This is a genomic window from Ruminiclostridium cellobioparum subsp. termitidis CT1112 (assembly GCF_000350485.1).
Taxonomy (GTDB): domain Bacteria; phylum Bacillota; class Clostridia; order Acetivibrionales; family DSM-1351; genus Ruminiclostridium; species Ruminiclostridium termitidis.
In genome coordinates, this window is sequence record NZ_AORV01000065.1 from 320,487 (window position 1) to 346,298 (window position 25,812).

Annotated in this window: 25 protein-coding genes; 3 read left to right on the plus strand and 22 right to left on the minus strand. The window is 41.9% G+C overall.

Annotated features, from left to right (window positions below):
* Positions 1-112 precede the first annotated feature (112 nt).
* From CTER_RS23580 to CTER_RS23625, 10 genes are all read right to left on the minus strand, one after another.
* Positions 113-1,870 carry an NADH-dependent [FeFe] hydrogenase, group A6 gene (locus CTER_RS23580; RefSeq protein WP_004630049.1) on the minus strand — a complete coding sequence of 586 codons (1,758 nt, stop codon included), beginning with the start codon at positions 1,868-1,870 and terminating at the stop codon, positions 113-115.
* A 17-nt stretch (positions 1,871-1,887) separates the two neighbouring features.
* Positions 1,888-3,681 carry an NADH-quinone oxidoreductase subunit NuoF gene (locus CTER_RS23585; protein WP_004629704.1) on the minus strand — a complete coding sequence of 598 codons (1,794 nt, stop codon included), beginning with the start codon at positions 3,679-3,681 and terminating at the stop codon, positions 1,888-1,890.
* 17 nt (positions 3,682-3,698) lie between these two features.
* Positions 3,699-4,073, minus strand: coding sequence for a (2Fe-2S) ferredoxin domain-containing protein (locus CTER_RS23590; protein ID WP_004629751.1), 375 nt, complete (start codon positions 4,071-4,073; stop codon positions 3,699-3,701).
* A complete protein-coding gene (locus CTER_RS23595; protein WP_004630121.1) occupies positions 4,057-4,635 on the minus strand; it encodes an ATP-binding protein in 579 nt (192 codons plus the stop codon). Before CTER_RS23595 ends, CTER_RS23590 begins: the two co-directional genes overlap by 17 nt.
* Positions 4,636-4,649: 14 nt before the next feature.
* Positions 4,650-5,144: an NADH-quinone oxidoreductase subunit NuoE gene (nuoE, locus tag CTER_RS23600; RefSeq protein ID WP_004629590.1), complete on the minus strand. Its 495-nt coding sequence runs from the start codon at positions 5,142-5,144 to the stop codon at positions 4,650-4,652.
* Positions 5,145-5,414: 270 nt separating this feature from the next.
* Positions 5,415-5,708 (minus strand): DUF1292 domain-containing protein, encoded by a 294-nt coding sequence (locus CTER_RS23605; RefSeq protein ID WP_004630156.1) that lies wholly within the window; start codon positions 5,706-5,708, stop codon positions 5,415-5,417.
* Between the two features lie 132 nt (positions 5,709-5,840).
* On the minus strand, positions 5,841-6,266 hold the full coding sequence (gene ruvX, locus CTER_RS23610) for a Holliday junction resolvase RuvX (RefSeq protein WP_004629980.1): 426 nt from the start codon (positions 6,264-6,266) through the stop codon (positions 5,841-5,843).
* Between the two features lie 138 nt (positions 6,267-6,404).
* The gene (locus tag CTER_RS23615; RefSeq protein ID WP_004630108.1) at positions 6,405-6,671 is read right to left on the minus strand and encodes an IreB family regulatory phosphoprotein; all 267 of its coding nucleotides are present in this window, start codon (positions 6,669-6,671) and stop codon (positions 6,405-6,407) included.
* 206 nt (positions 6,672-6,877) lie between these two features.
* Positions 6,878-8,194: a tRNA (N(6)-L-threonylcarbamoyladenosine(37)-C(2))-methylthiotransferase MtaB gene (gene mtaB, locus CTER_RS23620; protein ID WP_004629979.1), complete on the minus strand. Its 1,317-nt coding sequence runs from the start codon at positions 8,192-8,194 to the stop codon at positions 6,878-6,880.
* A gap of 357 nt (positions 8,195-8,551) precedes the next feature.
* Positions 8,552-9,400, minus strand: a complete 849-nt coding sequence (locus CTER_RS23625) for a class I SAM-dependent methyltransferase (protein WP_004630159.1) — start codon at positions 9,398-9,400, stop codon at positions 8,552-8,554.
* 381 nt (positions 9,401-9,781) lie between these two features.
* Between CTER_RS23625 and CTER_RS23630 the strand changes: the two genes are divergently transcribed.
* Positions 9,782-10,009: an HPr family phosphocarrier protein gene (locus CTER_RS23630; RefSeq protein WP_004629640.1), complete on the plus strand. Its 228-nt coding sequence runs from the start codon at positions 9,782-9,784 to the stop codon at positions 10,007-10,009.
* Positions 10,010-10,122: 113 nt separating this feature from the next.
* Here CTER_RS23630 and rnr read toward each other — a convergent pair whose 3' ends face one another.
* The 9 genes from rnr to CTER_RS27820 all read right to left on the minus strand — a co-directional run bounded on the left by rnr (position 10,123) and on the right by CTER_RS27820 (position 20,869).
* Complete coding sequence (rnr, locus tag CTER_RS23635) at positions 10,123-12,513, minus strand: ribonuclease R (RefSeq protein WP_004630047.1); 2,391 nt, start codon at positions 12,511-12,513, stop codon at positions 10,123-10,125.
* 192 nt (positions 12,514-12,705) lie between these two features.
* The gene (locus CTER_RS23640; protein ID WP_004630272.1) at positions 12,706-14,190 is read right to left on the minus strand and encodes a hypothetical protein; all 1,485 of its coding nucleotides are present in this window, start codon (positions 14,188-14,190) and stop codon (positions 12,706-12,708) included.
* A gap of 244 nt (positions 14,191-14,434) precedes the next feature.
* On the minus strand, positions 14,435-15,850 hold the full coding sequence (locus CTER_RS23645) for a sensor histidine kinase (RefSeq protein ID WP_004629619.1): 1,416 nt from the start codon (positions 15,848-15,850) through the stop codon (positions 14,435-14,437).
* Position 15,851: 1 nt separating this feature from the next.
* Positions 15,852-16,547: a response regulator transcription factor gene (locus CTER_RS23650; RefSeq protein ID WP_004629817.1), complete on the minus strand. Its 696-nt coding sequence runs from the start codon at positions 16,545-16,547 to the stop codon at positions 15,852-15,854.
* Between the two features lie 128 nt (positions 16,548-16,675).
* Positions 16,676-17,680: a polysaccharide deacetylase family protein gene (locus CTER_RS27225; RefSeq protein WP_004629964.1), complete on the minus strand. Its 1,005-nt coding sequence runs from the start codon at positions 17,678-17,680 to the stop codon at positions 16,676-16,678.
* Between the two features lie 86 nt (positions 17,681-17,766).
* Entirely contained in the window at positions 17,767-18,285 is a 519-nt protein-coding gene (locus tag CTER_RS23660; RefSeq protein WP_004629919.1) for an HDIG domain-containing metalloprotein, read from the minus strand.
* A 115-nt stretch (positions 18,286-18,400) separates the two neighbouring features.
* Positions 18,401-18,649: a preprotein translocase subunit SecG gene (gene secG / locus CTER_RS23665; protein WP_004629759.1), complete on the minus strand. Its 249-nt coding sequence runs from the start codon at positions 18,647-18,649 to the stop codon at positions 18,401-18,403.
* A gap of 74 nt (positions 18,650-18,723) precedes the next feature.
* Complete coding sequence (gene eno, locus CTER_RS23670; RefSeq protein ID WP_004630270.1) at positions 18,724-20,022, minus strand: phosphopyruvate hydratase; 1,299 nt, start codon at positions 20,020-20,022, stop codon at positions 18,724-18,726.
* Positions 20,023-20,704: 682 nt separating this feature from the next.
* Positions 20,705-20,869: an aspartyl-phosphate phosphatase Spo0E family protein gene (locus CTER_RS27820; RefSeq protein ID WP_004630089.1), complete on the minus strand. Its 165-nt coding sequence runs from the start codon at positions 20,867-20,869 to the stop codon at positions 20,705-20,707.
* Positions 20,870-21,082: 213 nt separating this feature from the next.
* Between CTER_RS27820 and CTER_RS23675 the strand changes: the two genes are divergently transcribed.
* Complete coding sequence (locus tag CTER_RS23675; protein ID WP_004629846.1) at positions 21,083-21,436, plus strand: helix-turn-helix domain-containing protein; 354 nt, start codon at positions 21,083-21,085, stop codon at positions 21,434-21,436.
* A gap of 40 nt (positions 21,437-21,476) precedes the next feature.
* Here the strand turns inward: CTER_RS23675 and CTER_RS23680 are convergent, their stop codons facing one another.
* Positions 21,477-21,677 (minus strand): hypothetical protein, encoded by a 201-nt coding sequence (locus CTER_RS23680; RefSeq protein WP_004629727.1) that lies wholly within the window; start codon positions 21,675-21,677, stop codon positions 21,477-21,479.
* Entirely contained in the window at positions 21,628-22,698 is a 1,071-nt protein-coding gene (locus CTER_RS23685) for a hypothetical protein (RefSeq protein WP_004630194.1), read from the minus strand. Before CTER_RS23685 ends, CTER_RS23680 begins: the two co-directional genes overlap by 50 nt.
* Before the next feature lie 237 nt (positions 22,699-22,935).
* Between CTER_RS23685 and CTER_RS23690 the strand changes: the two genes are divergently transcribed.
* Positions 22,936-24,141: an Ig-like domain-containing protein gene (locus tag CTER_RS23690; protein ID WP_004630020.1), complete on the plus strand. Its 1,206-nt coding sequence runs from the start codon at positions 22,936-22,938 to the stop codon at positions 24,139-24,141.
* Positions 24,142-24,255: 114 nt separating this feature from the next.
* Here the strand turns inward: CTER_RS23690 and gpmI are convergent, their stop codons facing one another.
* The gene (gene gpmI, locus CTER_RS23695; protein ID WP_004629632.1) at positions 24,256-25,791 is read right to left on the minus strand and encodes a 2,3-bisphosphoglycerate-independent phosphoglycerate mutase; all 1,536 of its coding nucleotides are present in this window, start codon (positions 25,789-25,791) and stop codon (positions 24,256-24,258) included.
* Positions 25,792-25,812 lie beyond the last annotated feature (21 nt).

The window sequence follows — 25,812 nt, forward strand, 5'->3', positions numbered from 1 at the left end:
TTCAAATTATACTGGTGTAAAGTTTGTGTAAAAATTTTTATTGACAAAAAATAAGTCCCGGGCTTCAATTCATCAAATTGAAACTCAGGACTTATAATAACCAATAAGTTAATTATTTATTTGTCATTTCAGGATAATTTTCTCTCCGTACATAGTGTGTGTGCAGTACCTTATGGGCCTTATGGCTTCCGGGCTCACCGAAGTATTTTTCATACATTTCCTGTACGATTGGGTTCTCATGGGACTTTCTAATGGTGAGGCTCTCATCCTCCCTGTATATTGCCTTCGCCCTTTCAGCTCTGAGGTCGGTCCAGCTTCTGACAGATGAAGGCTGGATGGGCTGTCCGCCGCCATTGACACATCCGCCGGGGCAAGCCATGATCTCAACAAAATCATACTGTGCCTCTCCTGCCTTGATACTGTCCAGCAGCTTTCTCGCATTGCCCAGACCATTTGCAACGGCGGCTCTCACCTTCATGCCGCCTATCTCTATGGTAGCTTCCTTGATGCCTTCAATTCCCCTGACAGCAGCATACTCCACAAGATCAAAGGATTTTCCCGATACGATTTCGGCCACTGTACGCAGGGCTGCTTCCATTACGCCGCCGGTGGCTCCGAAAATAACCCCTGCACCTGTTGCTTCACCCATGGGATCATCAAACTGGCCGTCTTCCAGACTGTTAAAGTCTATTCCCGCTTCCTTTATCATTTTTGCAAGCTCTCTGGTAGTGAGTACAACATCTACATCAGCAAAGCCTGCCGCCGACAATTCCGGCCTTTGAGCCTCGAACTTCTTTGCGGTACACGGCATGATTGAAACAACAAATATTTTAGCGGGATCAATACCCGTTTTTTCTGCATAATAGGTTTTCAGAACAGCTCCAAACATTTCATGGGGCGATTTGCAGGAGGACAGGTTATCCAGAAATTCAGGATAATTGTGCTCGCAGAATTTGATCCATCCGGGGCTGCAGGAAGTTATGACCGGAAGTTTTCCCCCGTTCCTGATCCTGTTCAGCAGTTCGGTGCCTTCCTCCATGATTGTGAGATCGGCAGCTGTATCGGTGTCAAAGACCTTTGCAAAGCCCAGACGGCTCAACGCCGAAACCATTTTCCCAGTGACTCTGGAGCCGATGGGCAAACCGAATTCTTCTCCAATTGCCACCCTTACGGCAGGAGCAGTCTGAACCACCACATGGAGTTCGGGATCTGCCAGCGCCTCCCAGACTCTGCCGGTATCATCCCTTTCCTTCAAGGCACCTACGGGACAGACACTTATACATTGTCCGCACATGGTGCAGGGCACATCAGCCAGGGATTTGTCAAAAGCACAGGAAATGACCGACTTGAAACCCCTTTCGGCAGCACTTATGACCGATACGGTCTGAACATTCCTGCACACGCTTACACAACGTCTGCAAAGTATGCATTTATTGGGATCTCTTACTATTGAAGGTGAAAAATTGTCCAGAGGCATATCCGTGCTCTCGCCCTCAAATCTAAGTTCGTTGATATTCAATTCCTCCGACAGGGTCTGAAGCTCACAGTTCCTGTTTCTGACACAGGTGAGACACTTCTTGTCATGATTGGATAAAATCAATTCCAGGGTTACTTTTCTTGCTTCTCTTACATTTGGACTCTGGGTGTATATTTCAAGTCCCTCGGCCACAGGATAAACACATGCTGCCTGAAGTGCCCTTGCCCCCTTTATTTCAACGACGCACATCCTGCATGCGCCTATTTCGTTAATGTCCTTCAGGAAGCAAAGTGTTGGTATTTTAATGTTGGCCTGCCTCGCTGCCTCTAAAATAGTCATATCCTTTTCAACCTGCAGTTTTTTGCCGTCTATTGTTATATTAACCATTGACATATCGCACTCTCCTCCCCTCATATTTTCGCTATGGCCTTGAATGGACATTTTTCCATACAAGCACCGCATTTTGCGCATTTGCTCTGGTCTATCACATACGGAACCTTCTTTTCTCCGCTTATGCAGTTCATTGGACAGACTTTTGTACACAGACCGCAGCTCTTGCATCTGGCGGCGTCTATGGTGTATTGCAGCATGGATTTGCAAACCCCGGAAGGACATTTCTTCTGATACACATGGGCTTCATACTCATCTCTGAAATATTTCAAAGTGCTCAGTATGGGGTTTGGAGCAGTCTGTCCCAGACCGCAAAGTGCCGAAGCCTTGATATTTTTAGCCAGAAGCTCAAGCTTTTCAATATCGCCGTCCTCACCTTTTCCTTCGGTTATTCTTTCAAGTATTTCATGCATGCGCTTTGTACCTATCCTGCAAGGCGGACATTTACCGCAGGACTCGTCCACAGTGAACTCGAGGAAGAATTTAGCTATGTCAACCATACAGTTGTCTTCATCCATAACTATAAGACCCCCGGAGCCCATCATTGAACCAAGAGCTATCAGAGAATCATAGTCTATGGGTGTATCCAGATGGGATACGGGGATACATCCGCCCGAAGGTCCTCCTGTCTGGGCAGCTTTAAACTTTTTGCCCTTTGGAATACCTCCTCCTATATCATAAACAACCTCTCTCAGGGTAGTTCCCATCGGAACTTCCACAAGACCGGTATTGTTGATTTTTCCGCCCAGTGCAAAAACCTTTGTCCCCTTGCTCTTTTCCGTTCCGATGCTTGCAAACCATTCGGCGCCTTCAAGAATTATTACAGGAATGTTCGCATAGGTTTCCACATTGTTAAGTATGGTAGGTTTCTGCCACAATCCCTTAACAGCAGGAAAAGGAGGTCTTGGCCTCGGTTCCCCTCTGTGCCCTTCAATGGAAGTCATCAATGCGGTTTCCTCACCGCAAACAAAAGCTCCCGCTCCAAGTCTTATTTCAAGATCAAACTTATGGCCGGTACCGAGTACGTTGTCCCCAAGTATTCCGTATTCTTTTGCCTGTCCGATGGCTATTTGCAGTCTTTTTACAGCTATGGGATATTCCGCTCTGACGTATATGAAGCCCTCAGTTGCGCCTATGGCATATCCTGCAATTGACATGGCTTCTATGAGCGAATGAGGGTCCCCCTCAAGTACGCTTCTGTCCATGAATGCGCCGGGATCGCCTTCGTCGGCGTTACAACAGACATACTTCTGATCCGAGACCTGCTTTGCGGCAAATTCCCACTTTATACCCGTCGGAAAGCCTCCGCCCCCTCTTCCGCGCAAACCTGATCTTTTTATGGTGTCAATGACCGCCTTGGGAGTCATTCCGGTCAATACCTTTTCAAGCGCCCTGTATCCGTCGAAAGCTATGTATTCATCGATATTTTCAGGATTTATACGCCCGCAGTTCCTCAGTGCTATGCGGTGCTGCCTCTTAAAGAAATCAACACTTTCAAGTGCTTTTGAAATATCCTCCGCTTCCTTTTCCCCTGCAAGCAATCTCTTGACAATCCTGCCCTTGAGCAGATGCTCTTCAACTATATCTTTGACATCTGCAACTCCAACCCTGGTGTACATGGCGCCTTCAGGATACACCACAACGATGGGACCTTCGGCACACAGACCGAAGCAGCCTGTCTTGACAATTTTTATCTCACTTTCCAGGCTGTTATCCTTGAGCAGGGTCTCCATTTCCTCCATGATTTTCAAGGAGTTGGAGGAAGTACACCCCGTACCTGCACAGACCAGCACATGTGCTCTATATAATTGCATAATTTCAACCTCCATAATTATTTTTTGGACTCTTCAGCTCCAATAGTAAGCTCAGAACATACCTTGCCGTTTACAATGTGCTCCAATACAACTCTTTCAGCCTTTTCAGCAGTCATTTTCACATAGGTAGTCTTATTTCCCTCGCTGTCAATAATATCCACTATGGGTTCAAGCCGGCATGCACCTATACACCCCGTCATAGATACGGTAATATTTTGCAGCTTTCTTTTGTTTATCTCTTCCATAAAAGCTTTCATCACCGGTCTTGCACCCGCTGCAATACCGCAGGTAGCCATTCCGACAATAACCCTCAGACCATTTTCATTTGATCTGAGCGAGATCTGTTCAAGTGTTTTCCTTCTGATCTCATCCAATTCAGCAATTGACTTCATTAAGTACACCTCCGAAAATATTTTTTATGCCGTCATCAATATACTCTTTCAACCAGTTTATAACTGCATATTCCGTAATAATCACACCCTTAAGTGATTCAGCAACCTCCCGGGTATCCAGCCCGAAGCTTCCCTTTTCACCTTCCAAAAACAACATGAAGCGTATTTCCGGATTTGATGATATCAAGGTAATCATGGTCTCACCCACATCACCCACAGGAAGCCTGTCGATGTGGTCAATTGGAAAGGCGGCTGTAATCTCCGTTCCTGCATCCTTTTGAGAACTTAATTTGAATTCACCGTCACATTTTAAGGCAGATTCCTTTAACAGCGGTATTCCCAGTCCTACTTTGCGGGAAGTCCGTGTTGTCATAAAAGGATCTTCAACCCTGTTCAGCAGTTCGTACTCCATTCCTGTGCCATTGTCTGTTATTATGAGTTTCAGAATATTTTTACCAAGTAATGAAATGTATTCGTGTTTTAATATTATTGAGATTTCTGATGCTTTTGCCTTTATAGAATTTTGTACTATATCAAGAATATGAAGTGATAAGTCTCTCATATGTAGCTCCGGTTTTATAAGTCTTTATATTGTTCCAGTATCCCGGCTACATCGTCAGGAACCAGTCTTCCATGGACATCGTCATTAATCATGATTACAGGAGCAAGACCGCAGGCACCAATACACCTGCATGCATCCAATGAGAATTTCCCATCTTCAGTGCATTGTCCTACGTCTATGCCGAGTTTCTCCCTGAACTTTTCAAGAATGTCCCCCGAACCTTTCACGTAGCAGGCAGTACCCATACAAACATTGATTTTAAAACGTCCTTTTGGATTTAATGAGAATTGAGTATAGAAAGTTACAACACCGTAAATCTCAGCAAGCGGTACGTTCAATTCGTCGGAGATTGTTTTCAATACCTTCTCCGGCAGATAGCCGTATACCTCTTGAGCTTCGTGCAAAACAGGGATAAGAGCACCTCTGGTCTCTTTGTATTTTGCAATGATTTCTGTGAGTTTCAAGCTGGTTTCGTCTGCACATCCGCAGCAGCACTCATTTGCACTCATTAATTTTGACCCCCTCTAAAAAATGTATTAATTTAAATTGTTATAATATTAACAATATTCGTTAATATTATAACAAATAAAGTTGAATTATTCAATAAACCTGTTAAAAATATATCAAATTATAGATAAGGTACATAATACTTATTTTGCATGTAGTCTGTTTTAATTTTGTATGGAAATTTTTTAATAGAATTGAGTTTTGTGATCCAATATATAACTAAAAACCTCCAAACGATGCATATTCACCCATTTGGAGGCCTGTTGGCAAGCTTATTCCTCGAAGTCGTATTCTTCTTCCATTCTTGTTTTAAATTCCTCGAATACATTATTTAATTCATCTTCATCATCAACAGTTACGAAGGAATCCTCTCCGTCATCACCGTGGTCGACCTTGAGGATAACCACTTCATCAGCTTCTTCATTCTCCTGGTCTTCCACCGGCAGAAGAACTACATATTCATTTCCGTTCATCTCAATGGTATCGATATGTTCAAACTCCACTTCTTCTCCGTCTTCTCCTACCAATATTACAATGTCGTCTCTTTCTTCATCCATATTGCTCATAATCTATTTCCTCCTGAAACCAATCGAATTTATTATTTTATTACTATTTATCAAACAATAATTTCAATATTTTTACACTAAAATTATTGCTTTAATAATATCACACTTATAAAGGATTTCCAACAATAAGTTTTATATGTTATTCCTGCTCTGTCTGTCCAAATATCCCTGGAGAATGAATACGGCAGACATGGTATCGACAATATTCTTTTTGTTTGAGGCCTTGATCCCAAGCTCATTCATCGCCCTGTGGGCCGATACCGTTGTAAGCCTTTCATCCCATTTGACAATGTTGAAATCACCCAGTTCCAGCAGTTTCTTTATAAACGCTTCGGTGCGTTCTGCCCGTGGACCTGCTGTTCCATTCATGTTAAGTGGATAACCTATCACAATATCTTTGACTTCGTACTGCTTTATTATCTCCATCAGCCTCTCAATTGCCTTCCTCAGGCCATCCTTGCTCTTTACCGTCTCAAGCCCCTGTGCAGTCCAGCCCATAGGGTCGCTGACAGCAACGCCTATCCTGGAATCTCCGTAATCTATGCCCAATACTCTCAACTTTAACCTCCACCGCCTTACAGCGCCGCAAAAAATAATAAAAATCCCTTTCCTTATCCGCCGCCGCACATAAAAATATTTCAGGAAAAATTAATAGGCACTCCTTTAATTTAGAGTGCCTTAAAATCTTAATAATATTTATTCCACAGTATTATTATTGCTTTCAAGGTAGAACTTCAGCACTTCCTCCAGAAGCTCGTCTCTTTCCAATCTCCGAATAATGCTTCTTGCATTTTTGTAATTTGTGATGTAAGTAGGGTCTCCTGATAATATATAACCTACCATTTGGTTTATGGGGTTATAGCCCTTTTCCTTAAGCGCCTGATAAACCGAAATCAAAATCTCTTTGGCTTCATTATCCTTTTCCTTGTCTACATTAAACATCATAGTTTCATTAATGCCCATTTAATCACCTTCCTAGCGTAGCCGTAGTCTCTCATTATACGCTTTTGTAACCTGCCGAACCCTTTTTTTGGGTTTTTATTCTCCTTATACGCTATATATTAATACTAATATATCCTTTAAGCTTTTGCAACAACTTTACTGTGTCAATGACAAAATTTGTTATTTATTTCCACCTTCCAATCCAGGTTGAAGTCTTTATGTCTTATTTACCATAAAATATTACCTTCAAACAGGTTTCCGGAAACTTTTTTCAATTTTGTATTGACTATTTTACCTGTTATTTCCTGGCCCCCCTGTGCCCCAACCCTGATATAATTTTTGGTAAGGCCCTCGATATATCCTTTTTTGTCATGAAGTTCCTGTTCGTACAGCACTTCCATTTCTCTGCCAATAAATTTGTTTAAATACTGTTCTTCCAACCGTTCGGACAACGCAAGCATTTTTTCGCTTCTGGCCTCCTTGATTTCGGGGGCAATCTGGTTTGCCGCCCCGGCTGCGGGAGTTCCCTTTCTTGGAGAGTATTTAAACACATGGATCTTTGAAAAACCTATTTTCTCTGCAAATTCCAGTGACTTTTTAAAATCCTCTTCGGTCTCTCCCGGAAAACCCACCATAATATCGGTAGTTATGGCTGCGTCAGGAATATACTTTTTAAGCAGGGCAGCACTTTTACTGTATTCCTCCGATGTGTATTTCCGGTTCATAGCCTTCAGGGTGTTGTCACACCCGCTTTGAAGCGAAAGATGATAGTGGGGGCAAAGTTTTGGCATTCCAGCCGCAACTCTGACAAACTCTTCTGTTATGGTAGTAGGTTCAATCGACCCCAGCCTGATCCGTTGTATACCCTCTATCCCATTGAGCTTTTGTATTATATCAAGCAGATCTGTGTCTTTCAGGTCCCTGCCGTAGGATGCCAGATGAATACCAGTCAGCACTATTTCAGTAAAACCGTGCCGGGACAGCTCCCTCACTTCCTCTATGACATCCTGTGGCTTTCTGCTTCTGATAGGCCCTCTGGCATAGGGTATGATACAATAGGAACAAAACTGGCTGCAGCCTTCCTGTATTTTAAGGTAGGCCCTTGTTCTCTCCTTGTAGGTACTTACCTTGAGTTCTTCGAAGCTTCTTGAAGTCATTATGTTGTCCACGGCATTTATTTTGCACTCACCGGCTTCGAGCCTGTCAACGTACTCCAATATTCTATTTCTGTCCTTTGTCCCGATTACCAGGTTCACACCCGGTATTTTAAGCACATCCTCGGAGGAGGTCTGAGCATAGCATCCCATAACAGCTACAATTGAATCCGGGTTGGTTTTTTTAGCTTTTCTGATTGCCTGCCTGGACTTTCTGTCACTGAGGTTTGTTACAGTACAGGTATTAATTATATAAATGTCCGAATTCTGATCAAAAGATACAATTTCGTACCCGTTTTGTTCAAACAGTGAGGAAACTGCTTCCGATTCATATTGATTAACCTTGCAACCGAGGGTGTAAATAGACATGGTTTTCTTACGCCCATGCATATCGGCCTCCCGGAAACCAGGACTTGAATCCATGTTGCCGTTTTTGCTTTCCAACATTATAAAACCCTTTCTAGATACATCGCAAGCGCATATATGATGTACCACAAAGTATAGCATTGTATTGACGGTTATTTCAAGGATGTATTTTACATAAAGTCAGCAGTTTATTTTATATAGTTTCACTAATCTTATACATTGAGCCGTTAACTAAAATTTATAAATAAATGCGTGTGGTCATTATTGCATGTGAAAGAAGTCAGTATCGGGGGAAATATTATAGAGATAAAATAAATTAAGCATTTGCCGGTTGGTTGCCTAGAAAATTGTTAAAGTTGAGAAGCAAATACTTGTCCACTCTCAGAGCAGCTTGCCTGCAGCAAACTCGGCATGGACAATAAACGAGATATGGGCTATAGCCGCAAAGCGCATAATCAATTGCGTCATAAAACCAAAACTTGAGGTACTATCAAGATAGCCGCGCATGTAGTCCTTCTCTTCCACGTTAACAATCTCTGCTGACCAAGCTTCCAGTTCTCTTTTGGGATTTTCCAGAGAAAAGAACGACTTTGCTTCACTGCCTGCCATTCCCACCTCTTTATTAACCGCCTTCAGGCCCATGGCATTGGTGGCGTCAAAAGCAATCATGCCGCCTGGAAAGCGTTGTGCCATAGTACTTATAAGAAGCTGAACCTGCTCCTTTTTGAAATAGTAGAACAGGCCTCCGGCTACAAAGACGATTCCCTCCTGAGGCTTAAAGTCAATGGCATCAAACCAGGAATAGTCGTTGAGATTGCATACAATATTTTTCTCATGCTCACCGGTGGGGATGTGGGCTTCCCTCAGAGTAATGACCTCTGCCATATCCATGTTATACCAGGGATTTGTATCATTGCCTATTTGACGGCGCAAAGTGGACAATCCCGCCCCCAGTTCCACCACGGCAGCTTTGGGATGGGCTTTTAAGTAATGTGTAATTTCCCAGGCCAGATCATACTGGCGAACAATGGTGTTAAGCCAGGTGTATTCCATTTTGTAAATCTTTTTATCCGAAAAATCAATGCCTAATGCTCTTATGATACGTTCAGCATCCCTGTCTGGAAACAAAACCGGATAGCGGTGTGCCGCAAGCATACGTCCCCATAACGGGATGCACAGGGTATGCTGTACGGTATTTGTCTTTAACAGTTCGGTACCGGCTTCACTCATAGCTTAACACCTCTTTGGCTATATATTTAAACTTCCTTGTGCCTTTTAAGATTACCTGCGCAATCTTCCTTTTAATCCCATTATAGGCATGGCTTCATCGAGGTGTCAATCATCGTCCACCATCCCTTTTGCACATAGGGCACTTTCAACGCTCAAAGCCCTGAAACAACTGATATTATTGAATGAAAACAGCAATGAAAGTTTGTAAAATATGCACAACAACCCCTGAAACGCTTGGGCCACATGGGCTTTGAGGATTTTAGCCCATAAATGGTACAAGGTGCATGAACATCTCGATTGACTAAAATATAAAAAGAAGATAATATTAAAGTATAAATTTAGCAGTTTTGATTTTTACCTTTTAAAGGAGGATGGGATAATATGAAAGCATTTGACATTTCTTTAAAATCAATTAATGATGTAAAAGATTTCGTTAATATTGTTAACAAGTATGATTTTGATGTTGATTTGTCATCAGGCCGCTACATTGTTGATGCAAAGTCAATAATGGGCATCTTCAGCCTTGATTTGAGCAAACCGATCAGAGTAGAAATTCAAATTGATGATTGCGGAAACTTCTGCGAAGAAATCAAACGTTTTGTAGTTTAATTTCGGGCAGCCGCCGCTGTTGATTCGATTTCAGGCGTGTATGCGCTTAAATAAGGAGCTGAGCAAAACCAATTTTATAAAGTTGGCTTTGTTCAGCTCCTTTTTGATTTAGCTTACTTCTTCTTTCTTTTGCCCTTGCCGTTAATTTTATCGTATACCTTCTTGTCTATGACCTTGCCTTTTTTATTCGGTTTCTTTTCAGCCGCCTTTTTGCCCGTCCTGGGTTCTGCTCCAAGAGCCCTGTCCCTGTTGGTTATCACTTTCCCCCTGGCTCCTGTGTTTTTTTCTTTGCCGGCTTTTGCCTTATTTGACCTGCTGAAGATAAAATCATCTTCGGCCTTTTCATCAAGGACTGGAAAATCCTCATCTTCTTCCCCTCTGTCGGCAAGCACAAATTCGATTTTTCTTGTGGAAAGATCGGCCCTGGCCAGTATAACGCTCACCGTATCACCGATTCTGTATGTTTTGTGCGTACGTTCACCTACCAGTGAATACCGCCTTTCATCATAGTTATAGTAGTCATCCTCCATGCTGCTCATTCTTACAAGTCCCTCTATGGTGTTGTCCAGCTCTATAAACATACCGAATGAAGTTACATTGGCAATGATACCTTTGAATACCTCTCCCTCGTGAGCCTTCATATATTCTACCTTCTTAAGGTCTTCGCTCTCTCTTTCAGCCTCGTCGGCAGCTCTTTCCCGTTCGGAGCACTGCTTTGCTATTTCGGGCAGCATTCCCTCCAGCTGGCCTATCCTCTGTTCGGTCATTTCACCTTTCAGATACTGCTTCATAATCCTGTGTATTATCAGATCGGGATATCTTCTGATAGGTGAAGTGAAATGACAGTAGTATTTGGCTGCCAGCCCGAAATGCCCCACGCTTTCACTGCTGTACTTTGCCTTCTGCAGGGACCGGAGCATGACGGTGCTGATAATCCTCTCATGCTGCGTGCCTTTAACCTTTGCCAGCAGGTCCTGCAATGCCCTTGGATGTATTTTATTGATTCCCTTGATGCTATAGCCCAAATTATAGATAAATTCGTTGAGGGCCGTGATTTTCTCCTCATCGGGGTCCTCGTGGATTCTATATACAAAAGGTGTATTGGTCCAGAAGAAATGCTCGGCCACCGTTTCATTGCATATCAGCATGAACTCCTCAATAATCTGGTTTGCTATGGTTATTTCATACCTTTTAACCTCAACTGGTTTTCCCTTTTCATCCAGAATCACTTTGGCCTCATCAAACTCAAAATCTATGGCACCCCTCTGGAACCTTTTCTTTCTCAGCAGCAGGGCAAGTTCATGCATTATGCGGAAATCCGGTACAACATGGCTGTACCGTTCCATCAGCTCTTCATCATGATCTTCAAGAATTTTATATACATTGGTGTAGGTCATTCTTTCGTCTATATTGATTACACTTTCAAATATCTCATGATTGTAAACCTTGCCGGTTTTATCAATGTCCATCATGACGGTAAAACTCAATCTGTCAACCCGGGGATTCAAGCTGCATATGCCATTGGACAGCTGCCGCGGCAGCATCGGGATGACCCTGTCGACGAGATAGACACTGGTTCCCCTGTTCAGCGCCTCCATATCAAGAGGAGAGTTTTCAGTCACGTAATTTGTGACATCGGCAATGTGCACGCCAAGGCGGTAGTTCCCGTTTGGAAGCTTTTCCACCGATACGGCATCATCCAGGTCCTTTGCATCCTCTCCGTCAATTGTAACCATTCTGAGGCCCCTCAGATCCCTCCTGCCCTTGATCATATCCTCAGTGACGGTATCGCCGGCCTTTTCAGCCTGGGCCATTACGTCGGGAGGAAACTCCTCTTCCAGGTTGTAGGACTTTATAATGGATAATATATCGGTACCCGGCTGGTTCACATCCCCGATTATTTCGATTACCCTGCCTTCGGCATTTCTCCTGGCCTCGGGGTATTTTAATATCTCAACCACAACCTTCTGGCCTTTTTTTGCTCCGTTGAATTCCCCCTTTGAGATAAAAATGTCGCCGGATATCCTCTTGTTGTCAGGGATGACAAAACCAAAGCTGAGGCTCTTCTCAAAGGTTCCCACAAGGGTGGTATTTGCCCTTTTGACTATCCTTACTATCTCCCCTTCCATCCTTCTGTCCGAGGAACTCTTCCTGTTGACCCTCGCAACGGCCTTGTCCCCGTGCATGGCACCATTGAGGCCGTCGGCGGGTATAAATATATCCTCCAGCATTTCATCGTCCGGAATCAGAAAGGCATATCCCCTTTCATGCCCTTGAATTCTTCCGGCAGCCAGGTTCAGCCTTGCCGGAACACCATATCTGTTGGCATGGGTTTTAAAAATTCTTCCTTCCTCCTCCAGTTCGTTCAACACCTGACTGAAGAATTCAATATCCTCGGCAGGTACGTCAAGTACCATTGCCAGTTCCTGAAACAGCAGCGGTTTATACGCCGATTCCCTCATAAATGCCACAATCCGCTCTTTTCTTTCTTCCATCCTTGTCATAAATCTTCTACCTTTCAGTCCCTTATTTAATATCACAGGACCAGCCGGAGTTTTTCCGCCTGTTTATTTAATGTAAATTTTCAAATCATCTGTTCATATGTTTTCATAAATGATAAATATATTATACCTGCATTTTCAGGCAATAATGCATCTTTAATGCCATATATACACATCATATGCAGAATATTCAGATCATCGGCCGGAATAACCGCTTGAGTTGTCGGCGGTAAATATCTTTCCTACAAAATTATCCCATATATCAGCGTATCTGCCTATGGACCATTCGGCCATTACAATGGTTTCACCTTTTGCCAGCTGAATTTTCAGCAGCTGTTTGCCGATATTGCTGCTGTTCTTTATAGTATAGAGACTCAGGCTGTTCCCGTCTACAAGAACGGCAATATCCTTATTGGGCGACATAAATGCATCGGAGGTCCAGGGAAGCTTTGACTTTATATCATTCCACTGGATATTCATTTCATCATAGTGTATCAGCCTTGAAGGAACCATAAGTTTAAGATCAAAGTCCTGGTACTCTTTTTCATAAGGCTGCTGGAAATACAGCCTGCTCTTCAATATCCAGTGCCCGTTGCGTCTTGCAAGGGTGAAGTTCATTTCGTCAACCTTTTTGATGGCTTTATCTGCAGCCTCTCCTTTCAGAGATGTAATAAAATTATTGGCGGCTTGTTCATACACATTTTCGGCATATTCATTATTGATTTCCGGAAACAGAGCAGCCTTGCCCTCTTTCAGGGTTTCAACCGGGTAAACCCTGTATTCCTCCCCATCTCCGGTGCCGATGTAGTCGTTTCCCAAAAAGGTTATCCTTGTTTCAGGGCTTATTTTCAGTATATTTCCTTTAAGCCTGTCCATTATGCTTCTATCTGGAATATCCCTTTCGATAAAGGGTTCTGCATAAATTGCGTTAATATTATTTTCATTTATTACCCCCACCTGCCAGAAACCCTTTGCCCTGGGCAGCAGCAGTTGTTTAGCCCCACTTACGGTCTTCACCTCTCTGTTCTTGGAGTAAATCCACAAGGTTCTGTAAGAATTATCCTCTGCCCGTATTCCAATAAGTATGCCGGATCTCAATAATGGGTCTTCTTCATATTGACCGTTGCTTACATTCTGTCCTACATTTCCCAGACTTTTTTCCTTCAGTTTGGCATCCACCTTGTCGGAGGTCTTGCTTAAGGCCAGAAAACCGTTGTCGATATATACATATGCCGTTTTTTCATCGGTCAGGATGATTTCATAAAACAACTGGTTGTCCGACGAAACATTGACAACCGATATATCCTGTTTTCCCAAACCAAGTTTGTTTCCATCAATCCTATACTTGCTTTGTATAAAGGAATCGGCTGTTGTCCTTATAACCCTGTAACGAGGCTTTACACAGGTATCGGTTCCCACTGCGCCCAATTCGCTGTCGAATATGGCCCATTGATCCAGATATTTATTTTTTATACTCTCGATATTGATCTTGGTATCCTTGTTCTCAGGTATGGCCGATATGAACCTGTCTATTTTCCATGTTCCCTGGACTGCCATCCTGTCATATTGAGGGGGATTTATGGTTTCCTCAATGTCAAACTCAATGCTTGTACAGCCGGCAGTTGAAAAACAAAGGATCAGCACCAATATTGCCCATAATAGTCTGTAATTTGGTTTCATTTTTCTCCTCATAAAAACTTCATAAAACAATACACATTTATTCATACACTGCACACATATTTATACATGCACTTTTATATACACTAGTAGTCTGTAACATCTAAATTCATATATCGCAGACGGTTAAATTCCTCCAGAACTGCGTTGTCGTCAGTTGGAACAAAGTGATTATTCCGCCATCCTCCGCCTTGTTCCGAAAAAACTTTCCTTGCCGGACAATATAAGTTTTAGATGTTGCAGACTACTAGCAGGGTATTTTTACCGTTACCACCGTTCCCTCCCCCTGCCGGCTTTCAATGGTCAGTTCCCCATTGTGCAGCCGGACTATTTCTTCACAGATGGAAAGGCCCAACCCTGTCTGCGATTTGCTGTTTTTCCCCTTGTAAAACTTCTCTTTGACAAACGGAAGCTCTTCACTGCTTATGCCGCAGCCGTTATCCTCAACCTTGAATACCACCTGTCCCTGGTCATGGAAAGCCCTGAGAGCCACATTTCCTCCCGGCTGGGTAAACTTGAAGGCATTCCCCAGCAGGTTCAGCAGTACCTGCTTCAGCTTGTTCCGGTCCAGATCGATTTCAGGAATTTCTTCACAAACGGCGGTGAAATTTATATTTTCCTTTTTCGCTCTGGTTATCATGTGTTTTCTTATATAGTCAATCAGCTGGGAAACATCTGTTTTCTGCCTGTCCAGCTCAACCTTTTCCGATACGAACCTGGAAAAGTCCAGGAGCTCCTCTACCATGTTTGTGAGTCTGTCGCTTTCCTTGACAATAATATTCAAGCCGTCCTGGATTATTTCCCTGTCGGTAAACTCATCGTCAATTATTGTGCTGGCCCATCCCTTGATGGAGGTTAATGGCGTCCTTAGTTCATGGGATACCATGGATATAAAATCATTTTTTATCCGCTCCCTGTTCTGAACCTCGGTAACCATATAATTCAGGGTATCCGACAGAACACCTATCTCGTCGTTCCTTCCCTTTTTGATTCTTATATCCAGATTTCCCTTGGCCATCATACCGGCCGCAGAGGTGATATCCCTCAAAGGGTGGACTATGCTGTGTGCCAGAATAACACTGATTATTATTGTTACAAGCACCACCACAACACCTATTATTATGAATATACCCGATATGTTGAATATGATCCTGTCAATGTCGGACAGTGAAGTTACAAACCTTATTACCCCCACCTGTTCGCCGTCTGCTTTCAACGGATAGGCTACGGCCATAATGTGCTCTTTTCTGCCTCCGCCCTGGATAAACCCGGTCCAAACACCCTTCTCTCCCTGTACTGCATCTTTAAAATCGGCAGTCTGGACCTTTTGTTCACTCCCCATTCCTTCCGAGTCCAGCAAAACAATGCCGTCCTTCTGAATAATCTGAACCTGCGCATTGGTCTGTCTCCAAAAAACATCGGTGTTATCAATTATGTTTACTTCCAGGGATACATTTGAAAAGTATTGCGCATAAAAATCTGAGGCCGTACGGACCTGATTGGTCAATATGCTCTCCACATTCCCGTAAAAGTAAAAACGTGTAAAGTATATCAGCAGCCCCTCAAAAGCCAGCACACTTATCAAAATAATTATTATGAAATTCCCCACCAGCCGGGCTCTAATGCTTTTTTGAACCGGTTTATTGTTTTTGTCCCCAGTCATGTCATTGTTCCTTTCTCCATCTGTAGCCCGTACCCCAGACTGTTTCTATATACATAGCTGCGGAATTTTTATCTTCTATTTTGCTTCTGAGCCTTCTAATATTCACATCCACTATTTTTGTATCCCCTATAAAATCATAACCCCAGATCTTGTCCAGCAGCTCGTCCCTTGTAAATGCCTTGTTCTGGTTTTCAAGAAATAATTTTAACAGGAGATATTCCTTGGGTGTAAGCATTATTTCAGTTCCATCCTTGAAAACCCTCTGTGAGTAGACATCTATCCTGAAAGCTCCGCTGTTCACAGTCTCAGCCCTGTCATTGGCTTTGTTCCCGCCAAGCCTTCTGAGCAGGGATTTAGCCCTGAGAATAAGTTCTGTTGTATTAAAGGGTTTCAGCACATAGTCGTCGGCACCGAATTCCAGACCCTTTATCCGGTCAATGTCCTGCCCTCTTGCTGTGAGCATTATAATACCCATGTCGGGAAATTCTTTTCTCAATACTTCACATACCTGAAAGCCGTCCATACCCGGAAGCATCACATCCAGCAAGACTACGCTGGGCCTTTCCTGTCTGGCTTTGTCCACGCCTTCCTCACCCGAGCCTGCTTCTATAACTATGAAATCATTTTTTCTGAAATTTATTTTGAGAAAGCCTCTGATGCTCTCTTCATCCTCAACAATCAACACTTTGTTTTCCATAAATGCTTCTCCTCAAAAAATCTCTATCCTCTTTATTATACCTCATTTGAATTTTTACCAATAGCCAAGAAAATTTGGAACATTAAAAAACTCCGTTCAATTTTGCTTGAAAGAAGTTTTTATCCGATTTATTTCTTATTGTTTTCTGCATAATAAGTGGAGCACTCAAAATATTCCTTTCCGTTCTCAAGTGAAATATCCCGTGCCTGATAAAGCTGGCTTATGGTAACCAGCTGATATCCTCTGGCCCTTAGTTCGCTGATTACCACTTTGGCGGCATCCGCAGTTGACTTATATATATCGTGCATTAATATAATGTCCCCGTCTTTAACCGTGTTCAAAGTCCTATGTACTATTTTCTCCTTGTCTCTGCTCTTCCAGTCCAATGTGTCAACCGACCACAATATCAAAGGAGAACCTGCACATGTTTTGACATTCTCATTTACACTTCCATATGTGGGACGTGTCAGGAATGGTGCTTTTCCTGTAATAGCTTCCAAAATATCCGATGTTTTTTTTATTTCACTTTGGATTTCCGACTTTTTCAGCCTGGTCAGCTCCCTGTGGGAATATGTGTGGTTCCCTATCTCATTGCCGTTTTCAACAATGGTATTTATAGTACTCTTATATTTTTCAGCCCTGCTGCCCAGGACAAAGAAGGTTGCCCGGGCATCATTTTTTTTCAGTGCTTCAACAATTTCAGCGGTATATTTGGGGTGCGGGCCATCGTCAAAGGTCAGCGCTACCATTGGCTTGCCCTGATCGGCCATACCGCTGGCAGGGATGTCTTTTTGTCCGCTGCCAGCTTTTATTTTACTGCTATCTTTTATTTTGTCACCATCTTTTACATTATTATTAATTTTTGTATTGTTGCTATCCGTTAGTTTGTTGTCATCTGTTGTTTTGCTGCCATCTGTTGTTTTATTGTCATTTGCTATTTTGTCGGGTTCTACCGCATACTGCCTGTCTGCCGGTACATTTTCCATTGCAGCTTCCTTTAATGTTCCATTGCCGTCCTGTACAGCAGCATACGCCGATACGCTTTTTTCGCCGGCGCCATAGCCGCTTGTGTAGCCCACTGTAATAATCATCAGAATTAATAATACCAAAGAAATTTGAATAATCTTTTTCATTTGTCCACCCTTTTTTCATAAAGAACTTATACTCAAATTCTATTAGTTACTATGCTCCAAAGGGTTACAAATTAACAAAAAAAAAGTTACGGTTCAGTAACTTTTTCAAAAGCTTTCAGGGCCAGTTCTACGAATTCCTGCTGGGCTATACCGAGCTCTGCAAATTTATCAGGGTGAAGCTCCCCTGACCTGATTTGCTGCAAAACAGCTCCGGCTGTGGTTTCGGGCACCATAGGCTTATGCCGGGAGCAGTAATTGATTATGTAATCCGCAACAAAGTCCGAAAGGTATAATGCTTTGTCCATTTTTCTTTTTCTAGGGATATTATTCCTGTCATTGTGTGCCCTGACAGAATACACAACAGCTTCGTCAACATCCAGATTCTCCAGGATTTCAGCTCCGGTAATCCCGTGTAGTCCGGGCCGGTCAAGTGTCTTTTCGTAATCGATATCGTGCAGTAAACCAGTCAAACCCCACAGGGCTGTATCGGCATTGAAATATCCTGCAAGCTCCTCCATTATTGCTTCAACAACCAGTGATCTGAATAAAATATGTCTGTCAAAAAGTCGTAATTTTAATTCTTCGAGTGCTTGAGCCCTGTTCAAATGATGACCTCCTTAAATACTGCTCATGGAATTCAGCTAACGCTCAGTAAAGGAATACAGTATAACAAAAAGCCCAGTGCACGTGGTACGCCTGGGCTTATTTCCATTTCTTAAATTATATTGATTTGATCAGCATGAAGAGAACAACTGAAGTAATAAGGAATGCTATAGCGGCAAAAGCAGTATATTTGCCCAGCAATGCATCAATAGTACGTCCCTTGTTCTTTCCAAAGAAGGTTTCAGCTCCACCCGCTATCGAACCTGACAAACCAGCTTGCTTTCCAGATTGAAGTAATACAATAACAATTATCGAGAGAGCAAAAATGATGTGAAGTATATTGACAATCCATTTTGCAATTTCCAATTAAAACACCTCCTAAAATAGACAAGTAACATTCTAGCATATTCAAATGGAAAAAGCAATAAAAAAGGGGCAAGTTATTTAAAAAGGTTGAACCAGGCTTTGAGCCCCGGATATTCCGCAACTTCATCCAATTCTTCTTCTATTCTCAAAAGCTGATTATATTTTGCAACCCTGTCGGTTCTTGAAGGAGCACCGGTTTTTATCTGCCCTGAATTTGTCGCAACGGCTATATCAGCTATTGTAGCATCCTCGGTTTCTCCCGACCTGTGTGAGGTTACTGCCGTATAACCCGCTCTGTTTGCCATTTGTATGGCATCAAGGGTCTCGGTCAGGGTCCCTATCTGGTTGACCTTTATGAGTATTGAGTTTGCAACGCCCAATTTTATACCCTTTTCAAGTCTTCTGGTGTTTGTTACAAACAGGTCGTCTCCAACCAGCTGGATTTTCTTTCCCAGCTTATCGGTAAGCAGCTTCCAGCCCTCCCAGTCCTCCTCCGAAACACCGTCTTCAAGAGAGATTATAGGATACCTGTCGCACAGATCTGACCAGTATTGAACCATTTCTTCCTTGGTTTTTCTTATGTTGGTCTTCCAGAAGAAATAGGTTCCGTCCTCCTGGTACATTTCTGTAGCAGCCGCATCTATAGCTATCCGGAAATCGTCTCCGGGCTTGTAACCTGCTTTTACGACAGCCTCCAATATGACCTGTATGGCCTGTTCATCTGTTTCCAGATTCGGTGCAAAGCCGCCTTCATCACCAACTGAAGTACTCAAGCCCTTGCTTTGCAGTACCTTTTTCAGATTGTGGAACACTTCGGCGCACATTCTCAAAGCCTCCTTGAAGCTTTCGGCACCCACAGGCATTATCATGAATTCCTGTATATTAACGCTGTTGTCGGCATGTTTTCCGCCGTTTATAATATTCATCATGGGGACAGGCAATGTCTTGGCATTGACACCACCTATATATTGGTACAGGCCCAGACCCAATGCCTCAGCAGCTGCTTTGGCAACCGCAAGTGATACTCCCAGGATGGCGTTTGCTCCCAGCCTTTCTTTGTTTGGAGTTCCATCCAACTCAATCATCAACTTATCTATGGCAACCTGATCGAATACATTCATTCCTTCAACTTCAGAGGCAATCACGCTGTTTACGTTTTCTACGGCAGTTTCCACACCTTTGCCCATGTACCTTTCGCTGTTTCCATCCCTTAATTCTATGGCTTCAAAGGCACCTGTGGACGCTCCTGAAGGTACCGAAGCCCGTCCGATATAGCCGCCTTCCGCAATAACTTCAACCTCAACAGTGGGATTTCCTCTGGAATCAATGATTTCTCTGGCAAAAACGCTTTCAATAGGTATATATTGTTTCATACAACTTCTCCCTTCAAGGTAAATTCTTCGTATTTAGAATAACATTGCAACATTACCGTTGTAAATATTTCCCTCATAAATCTTTATTTAGCACTTTGTTCATACCAATAATTATTATGTGTTAATTTCTGAATATCATTCAAATTAAATCAATCTGTAAAGCAAAACAAAATTTCAATTAGCACAGCAGGTCAATTTCACGTGTGTGCTAATCCTGATCAGTATTAACGGTAATAATTGTACAAGTTAATTTATTATTTACCCGCAAACGGAATATTTAAACAAAAATTTGGATATGCCTGTCAATTAATTGCCCACGGACAGAAACAGTCCCGGGAAAGTGCAAAAATCCGGCTGCACCTTCCCGGGACTATCCCCACTATTCCTTAAGCCTTTTACGGCTGCCCCAAAATATCACCAACCCCCCAAGGTGACAGGCGGAATCCCGGACCTTCAAATCCGCTATATTTGGGGTAATACTTTCCAAAGGGTTCAGATTCACTCCGGTTTTGCGAATATCCTGGCTTCGCTATCCGGCATGAAGGGTTTTAGAGCCAATACAAATGATTTTCAATAACATCCTGCATTCCTTGACAGCATTAATCCTAACTATGGTATCATGTTTCCGGCGTTTCTTGGTGTAACAAAAGTAATTTAATTTCTCCTGACTATTTTGCAGATATTAATGGTATAATTCCTTGACCCACTGAACAATCAATTCGTCAAGCCTGTTATTGATAGCCCGGAGCTCAGGCTCATCATTTATCCCCTTCTTGTCAATATAATCATGCAATTTTTCTCTAAGCTCCTGAATTTCATCATTAAGCTTTTTGTTTACTTTTGTCATCAGCTTCCTCCACAATATAATTCTTTTATATCCCATGATATACTTACCATATTTTATCATAAATTACATTATATGTATAAAAAGAAACTTTTTTCACAATTAAATATATTTTAACGTATATTTCGTTCAAATTCAACAAAAATTTAGAATATTTTGTTCGTTTTACGTAAATTAAAAATCCCAGATGTTATATTAGTTATCAGGAGGCATGATATGGGATTCGGTGACAGATTAAAAGAGTTAAGAGAAGAAAAAGGTATTACACAAAAGGAACTTGGCAGAATTGTAAATATCTCAGACAGAGTTATCGGTTACTATGAAGCTAATAACAAGTTCCCCAAAGATGAATATGTTCTTAAAAAGCTGGCAGATTTTTTTGATGTGTCTATTGATTATCTTGTTGATCGCACCTCGAACCGCAAATCTCTGGACGGGTTCATTGCCGAGTCCGCGTCGGCTTACGGTATCTATCTGAACGATTTGCCGGAGGAGGCAATAAAACGCATTAAAGAATATGTTGAGTTGATGAGGTTAAAATACAATAAAGGTAATAAGGTTGAAAAATAAAGCTCCCGGTTAATCTGGGAGCTTTAAAATTTATATATTCTTATATCATTTGCATGGAATCATTTATATATTGCTTTAGCTGTATCTCATATTCGCTTATCAACTGCTTCCTTCTGTTCTCAAATTCCGTATGGTCCTGTATATAATCCGTACCCTCGGGAACAAAGTTTATTCCGGTATATTCGATATCATTAGTCTTTTGGGGCAATAGATGTATTAGTTTCCCCATAGTTTTGTTCATACTTCCTCATCCCTTCACTAAATACTTTCCTTTCTTTGCTTTTCTTTAGTATATCAAATTTCTTGACTATTACTTTAAATAATTCATCCTGATAGTAGTTCACTGTCAGTATATGTATATATGCCATAAATGGCTTAACGAAATCTCTGATTTCATCCATGGTTCTTCCGATTTGTACGTCGTCAGCCATCTCTATCTGCAGCAGCGATATTATTCCCTGATTTTCGCAGAATACCGGTATGGCAATATATTGGGTCATTTTTTCATTACTGTTTTTTCCGTATACACACTCCTTTTTGATTTCAGCGGCATTGGTCAAAATAAAAATATTATTCTGGTTATTGTTAAATATTCTCACTTGAAAATAACTCTGATCCCTGCCCAGGTAAAAATGCCTGTCAAATACGCTGGGAGATATCTGATTTGCATTGCCGTAGCTGATCATCTTTATATATTCTAACCCGGATCTTTTCTCTTTAAACTTCTGCATAAGAGAAACCTGATGCGTTTCCTTGTCCGTTGATATTTTTATGGCATCATATATATTATGGCATACAAGCGCAGCAATATCCTGGTAGCTGAGATTGCTGAAATCTGATTTTGTTGGGATTGAGCTTGATTTTACAGATATACTGCTTGTAATATCATATAACTTTCTGCCTATCGTCTGGTTTATGACTGTTTCCCGGTTGACTATTTCCCTGATGCATTTTGTTGATTGCACCTGGTATTTCTGGTAGCTGTCAATTAAAAGTACCAGCCAGTTATAAACCACAATAAACACGAACGTTACCAGTATATGCACCTTATCCTGATAAAATTCCAATTGATTGAGTTTAAAAGTATGGAAATCTGAGAGCTGCATCTCGAATGCAAATACAACTGTAAACAAAAAATTGATTAAGGTTCTTGCAAACGGGGATTTTAAAATGTTATAAAACCTGTTAATAAGCCTGCCGAATTTCTTGTAGTTCCGTGAAACTTTCTTAAAAAACATAACAGTCTTTACTGGTTTTTTCATTTTCTTATGCCTCCCTCAAGTTGTATGTAAATATATTCTATATCAGTAATATTATACCTCTTCCAGGGAAATAAATTATACCTTATTTAATGGGCGTTGGCAATATGCTACTGTTACTATTTTTATTGAATTTAATCATTGGATTTTATATGAAGTTTTTTGGGTAATAGTGTCTATTTGTGTAGAATTATGATATAATTTATAAAGTTAAATTATTTTTTAGGGAGGCAATTTCTTATGTACGCAGTAAAAACAAACAAACTTTTTAAGTTATTGGCATTGATGTTGTTATTGGCAATTTTTGTTCTTCCGTCCGGAATATTGACAAATACAGCTCAGGCAGCAGCCAAGCCATCAGTTGAAGCAAAAATGACAATCGGTACGGGAAGTATTGTAGGAAGCTTTGATTTTTATTCCAAGGAAGAAGGAAAGTACTCTTTAAGTGTATCAGATCCTGTAAAGAACGCCACTTACAGCTTTACTTCCAGCAACACAAAAGTACTTACAGTCAAGGCAAGCGGTACAGTAGCATATTTAACCGGTGTAAAAGCAGGAACTGCAACAATTACGGTTAATCAAAAGCTAAGCGGCAAAACAACCAAAGTAGGAACCTGCGCTGTAACTGTAAAAAATTCCGTAATACACCAGGATTTCGTGCCTGAACTGCCTTTAGGTTCAAGTGTGGCCAGCGAGCCATTGGTATTTGACTACCGTAATAATGACGCAACTTATACATATGCTTCAAATAGTAAAAACTTTTCTATGAGTGAAACTATTAAGAAATTTGACGGCATGAATTTCATATCACAGAGTTTTACTGCAAAAGCACCTGGAACATACACCATTACTGTTAAGGAAACCTATAATAAGATCACCAGAACAGTGGGAACCATAAAGTACACTGTAAAGAAGGCCACAGTATCTGCTGAGGGTTCAGTGGATCTGGGCGGCGATGTATGGGCATTCGAACTTTTAAACAATTACAGAACAGACGTGCCTTACTATTTTATTTCTGATGATAAAAAGGTTCTTGATATAGTTTCCGATAAAAATTACGTTTCTTTAAAAGGTTTGGCAGAAGGAACCACAACCTTGAAGATATATGAAAATGCTAAAGCAGCTGATGAAAGCAAACTTATCGGAAAGTGCAAAATAACAGTTAAAAAAATAAAATTGACTGATCTTAATATTGATTTTGATGAGACTGAAGCTTATGTTGGCGGAGATCCTATTGAATTTTCGGTAGAGAAAGAGCCGTATAACGCTTTTGATGAAATTACAGTCACTTCTTCCAATCCAAATGTGGCTAAGGTCAGCGAACTTGATGAAGAAGGTTTCGGTACCATTTCACCTGTAAGTGCAGGAACAGCCACAATCACCATAACCTGCGGTGACATTACCAAAACACAGGACATCACTGTATCAGAAGAAGATGAATATTAATATTTAGATTTAAATCTAAATTTATAAAAAAAATGGGACTGTTTCGACAGCCCCATTATTTTTTTATGTTTTTTTATGCTTTATTTAATTTTCCGGCCAGATAGGTGTAATTATTTATTTTACAACAAGTGATTTTCCTGTCATTTCTGCGGGTTTTGCCTCTCCCATCAAATCAAGGATTGTAGGTGTAAGGTCGGCAAGTTTTCCTTCCTTAAGTTTTGCATTTTCCAGACCGATGCCTATCAGAGGCACCACGTTGGTGGTATGCGCGGTGAAGGCTCCGCCGTTTTCATAGTCAATCATCTGTTCCGCATTTCCATGGTCGGCTGTGATAAGTACTATTCCTTTCTGAGCGGTTACAGCATTAACAACCCTGCCGACACAGGTATCAACTGCTTCAACAGCGGCTTTTGCGGCGTTGAAATCGCCTGTATGCCCAACCATGTCACAATTTGCAAAGTTCAATATGATAACATCATATTGCCTGGAATCTATTCTCCTTACACATTCATCCGCAACTTCATAAGCACTCATCTCAGGCTTCAAATCATAGGTCGCAACCTTGGGTGAAGGAATGAGTGCCCTGTCCTCGCCTTCATACTGGGTTTCAACTCCTCCGTTGAAGAAGAAGGTAACGTGGGCATACTTCTCTGTTTCGGCTATTCTAAGCTGTCTGTAGCCAAGCTTGCTGATGTATTCACCAAAGGTATTGTCAAGAGTCTGCGGCTTGAATGCTACAACCACGTTGGGCATGGTCTTGTCGTACTGGGTCATGCAGACATAATACAGCGGGAAAAAGCCGTTGGCTCTTTCAAAGCCTTTGAATTCAGGATCAACAAATGTCCTTGTAATTTCTCTGGCCCTGTCGGGTCTGAAGTTGAAGAATATTACAGAATCATTGGCTCCTATTGTTGCTACCGGTTTTCCGTTTTCCAATATGGCAGTTGGCTTGACAAATTCATCATATTCCTTCTTTGCAAAGGAGTTTTTAACAGCCTCAACAGCCGAGTTGGCTGTCAGGCCCTTGCCCAGCGCCATTACCTCATAAGCCTGCTGCACTCTGTCCCAACGGTTGTCTCTGTCCATTGAGTAATATCTGCCCATAACCGATGCAATTTTTCCAACACCTATCTCAGCTATTTTTGCTTCCAGCGCTTCGGTATACAGCTTTGAACTGTCGGGCGGCACATCCCTGCCGTCAAAGAAGCAGTGGACGAATACATCCTTCAGTCCGTTCCGCTTTGCCAATTCAAGCAGGCCGTACAGATGTGTGTTGTGGCTGTGAACGCCACCATCCGACACCAAACCGAACAAATGGAGCTTTGAGTTATTTTTTTTGCAGTTTTCAACAGCCTTCAGGAACTCTTCCTTTTCAAAGAAGTCCCCGTCACTTATGGACTTGGTAATTCTGGTCAGTTCCTGATATACTATTCGTCCGGCACCTATGTTTGTATGCCCCACCTCTGAATTTCCCATCTGTCCGTCGGGAAGTCCCACATCCATACCGCTGGTATGCACTATTGTGTTGGGGCAGGTTGCAAGGTATTTGTCAAGGTTTGGCTTATGAGCTGCGGCAATGGCATTTCCATCTGTTCTGGGGTTGTTGCCGAAACCATCCAGGATCATTAATGTTATTAATTTCTTATCCATATGATATTCTCCTTTAGAGTG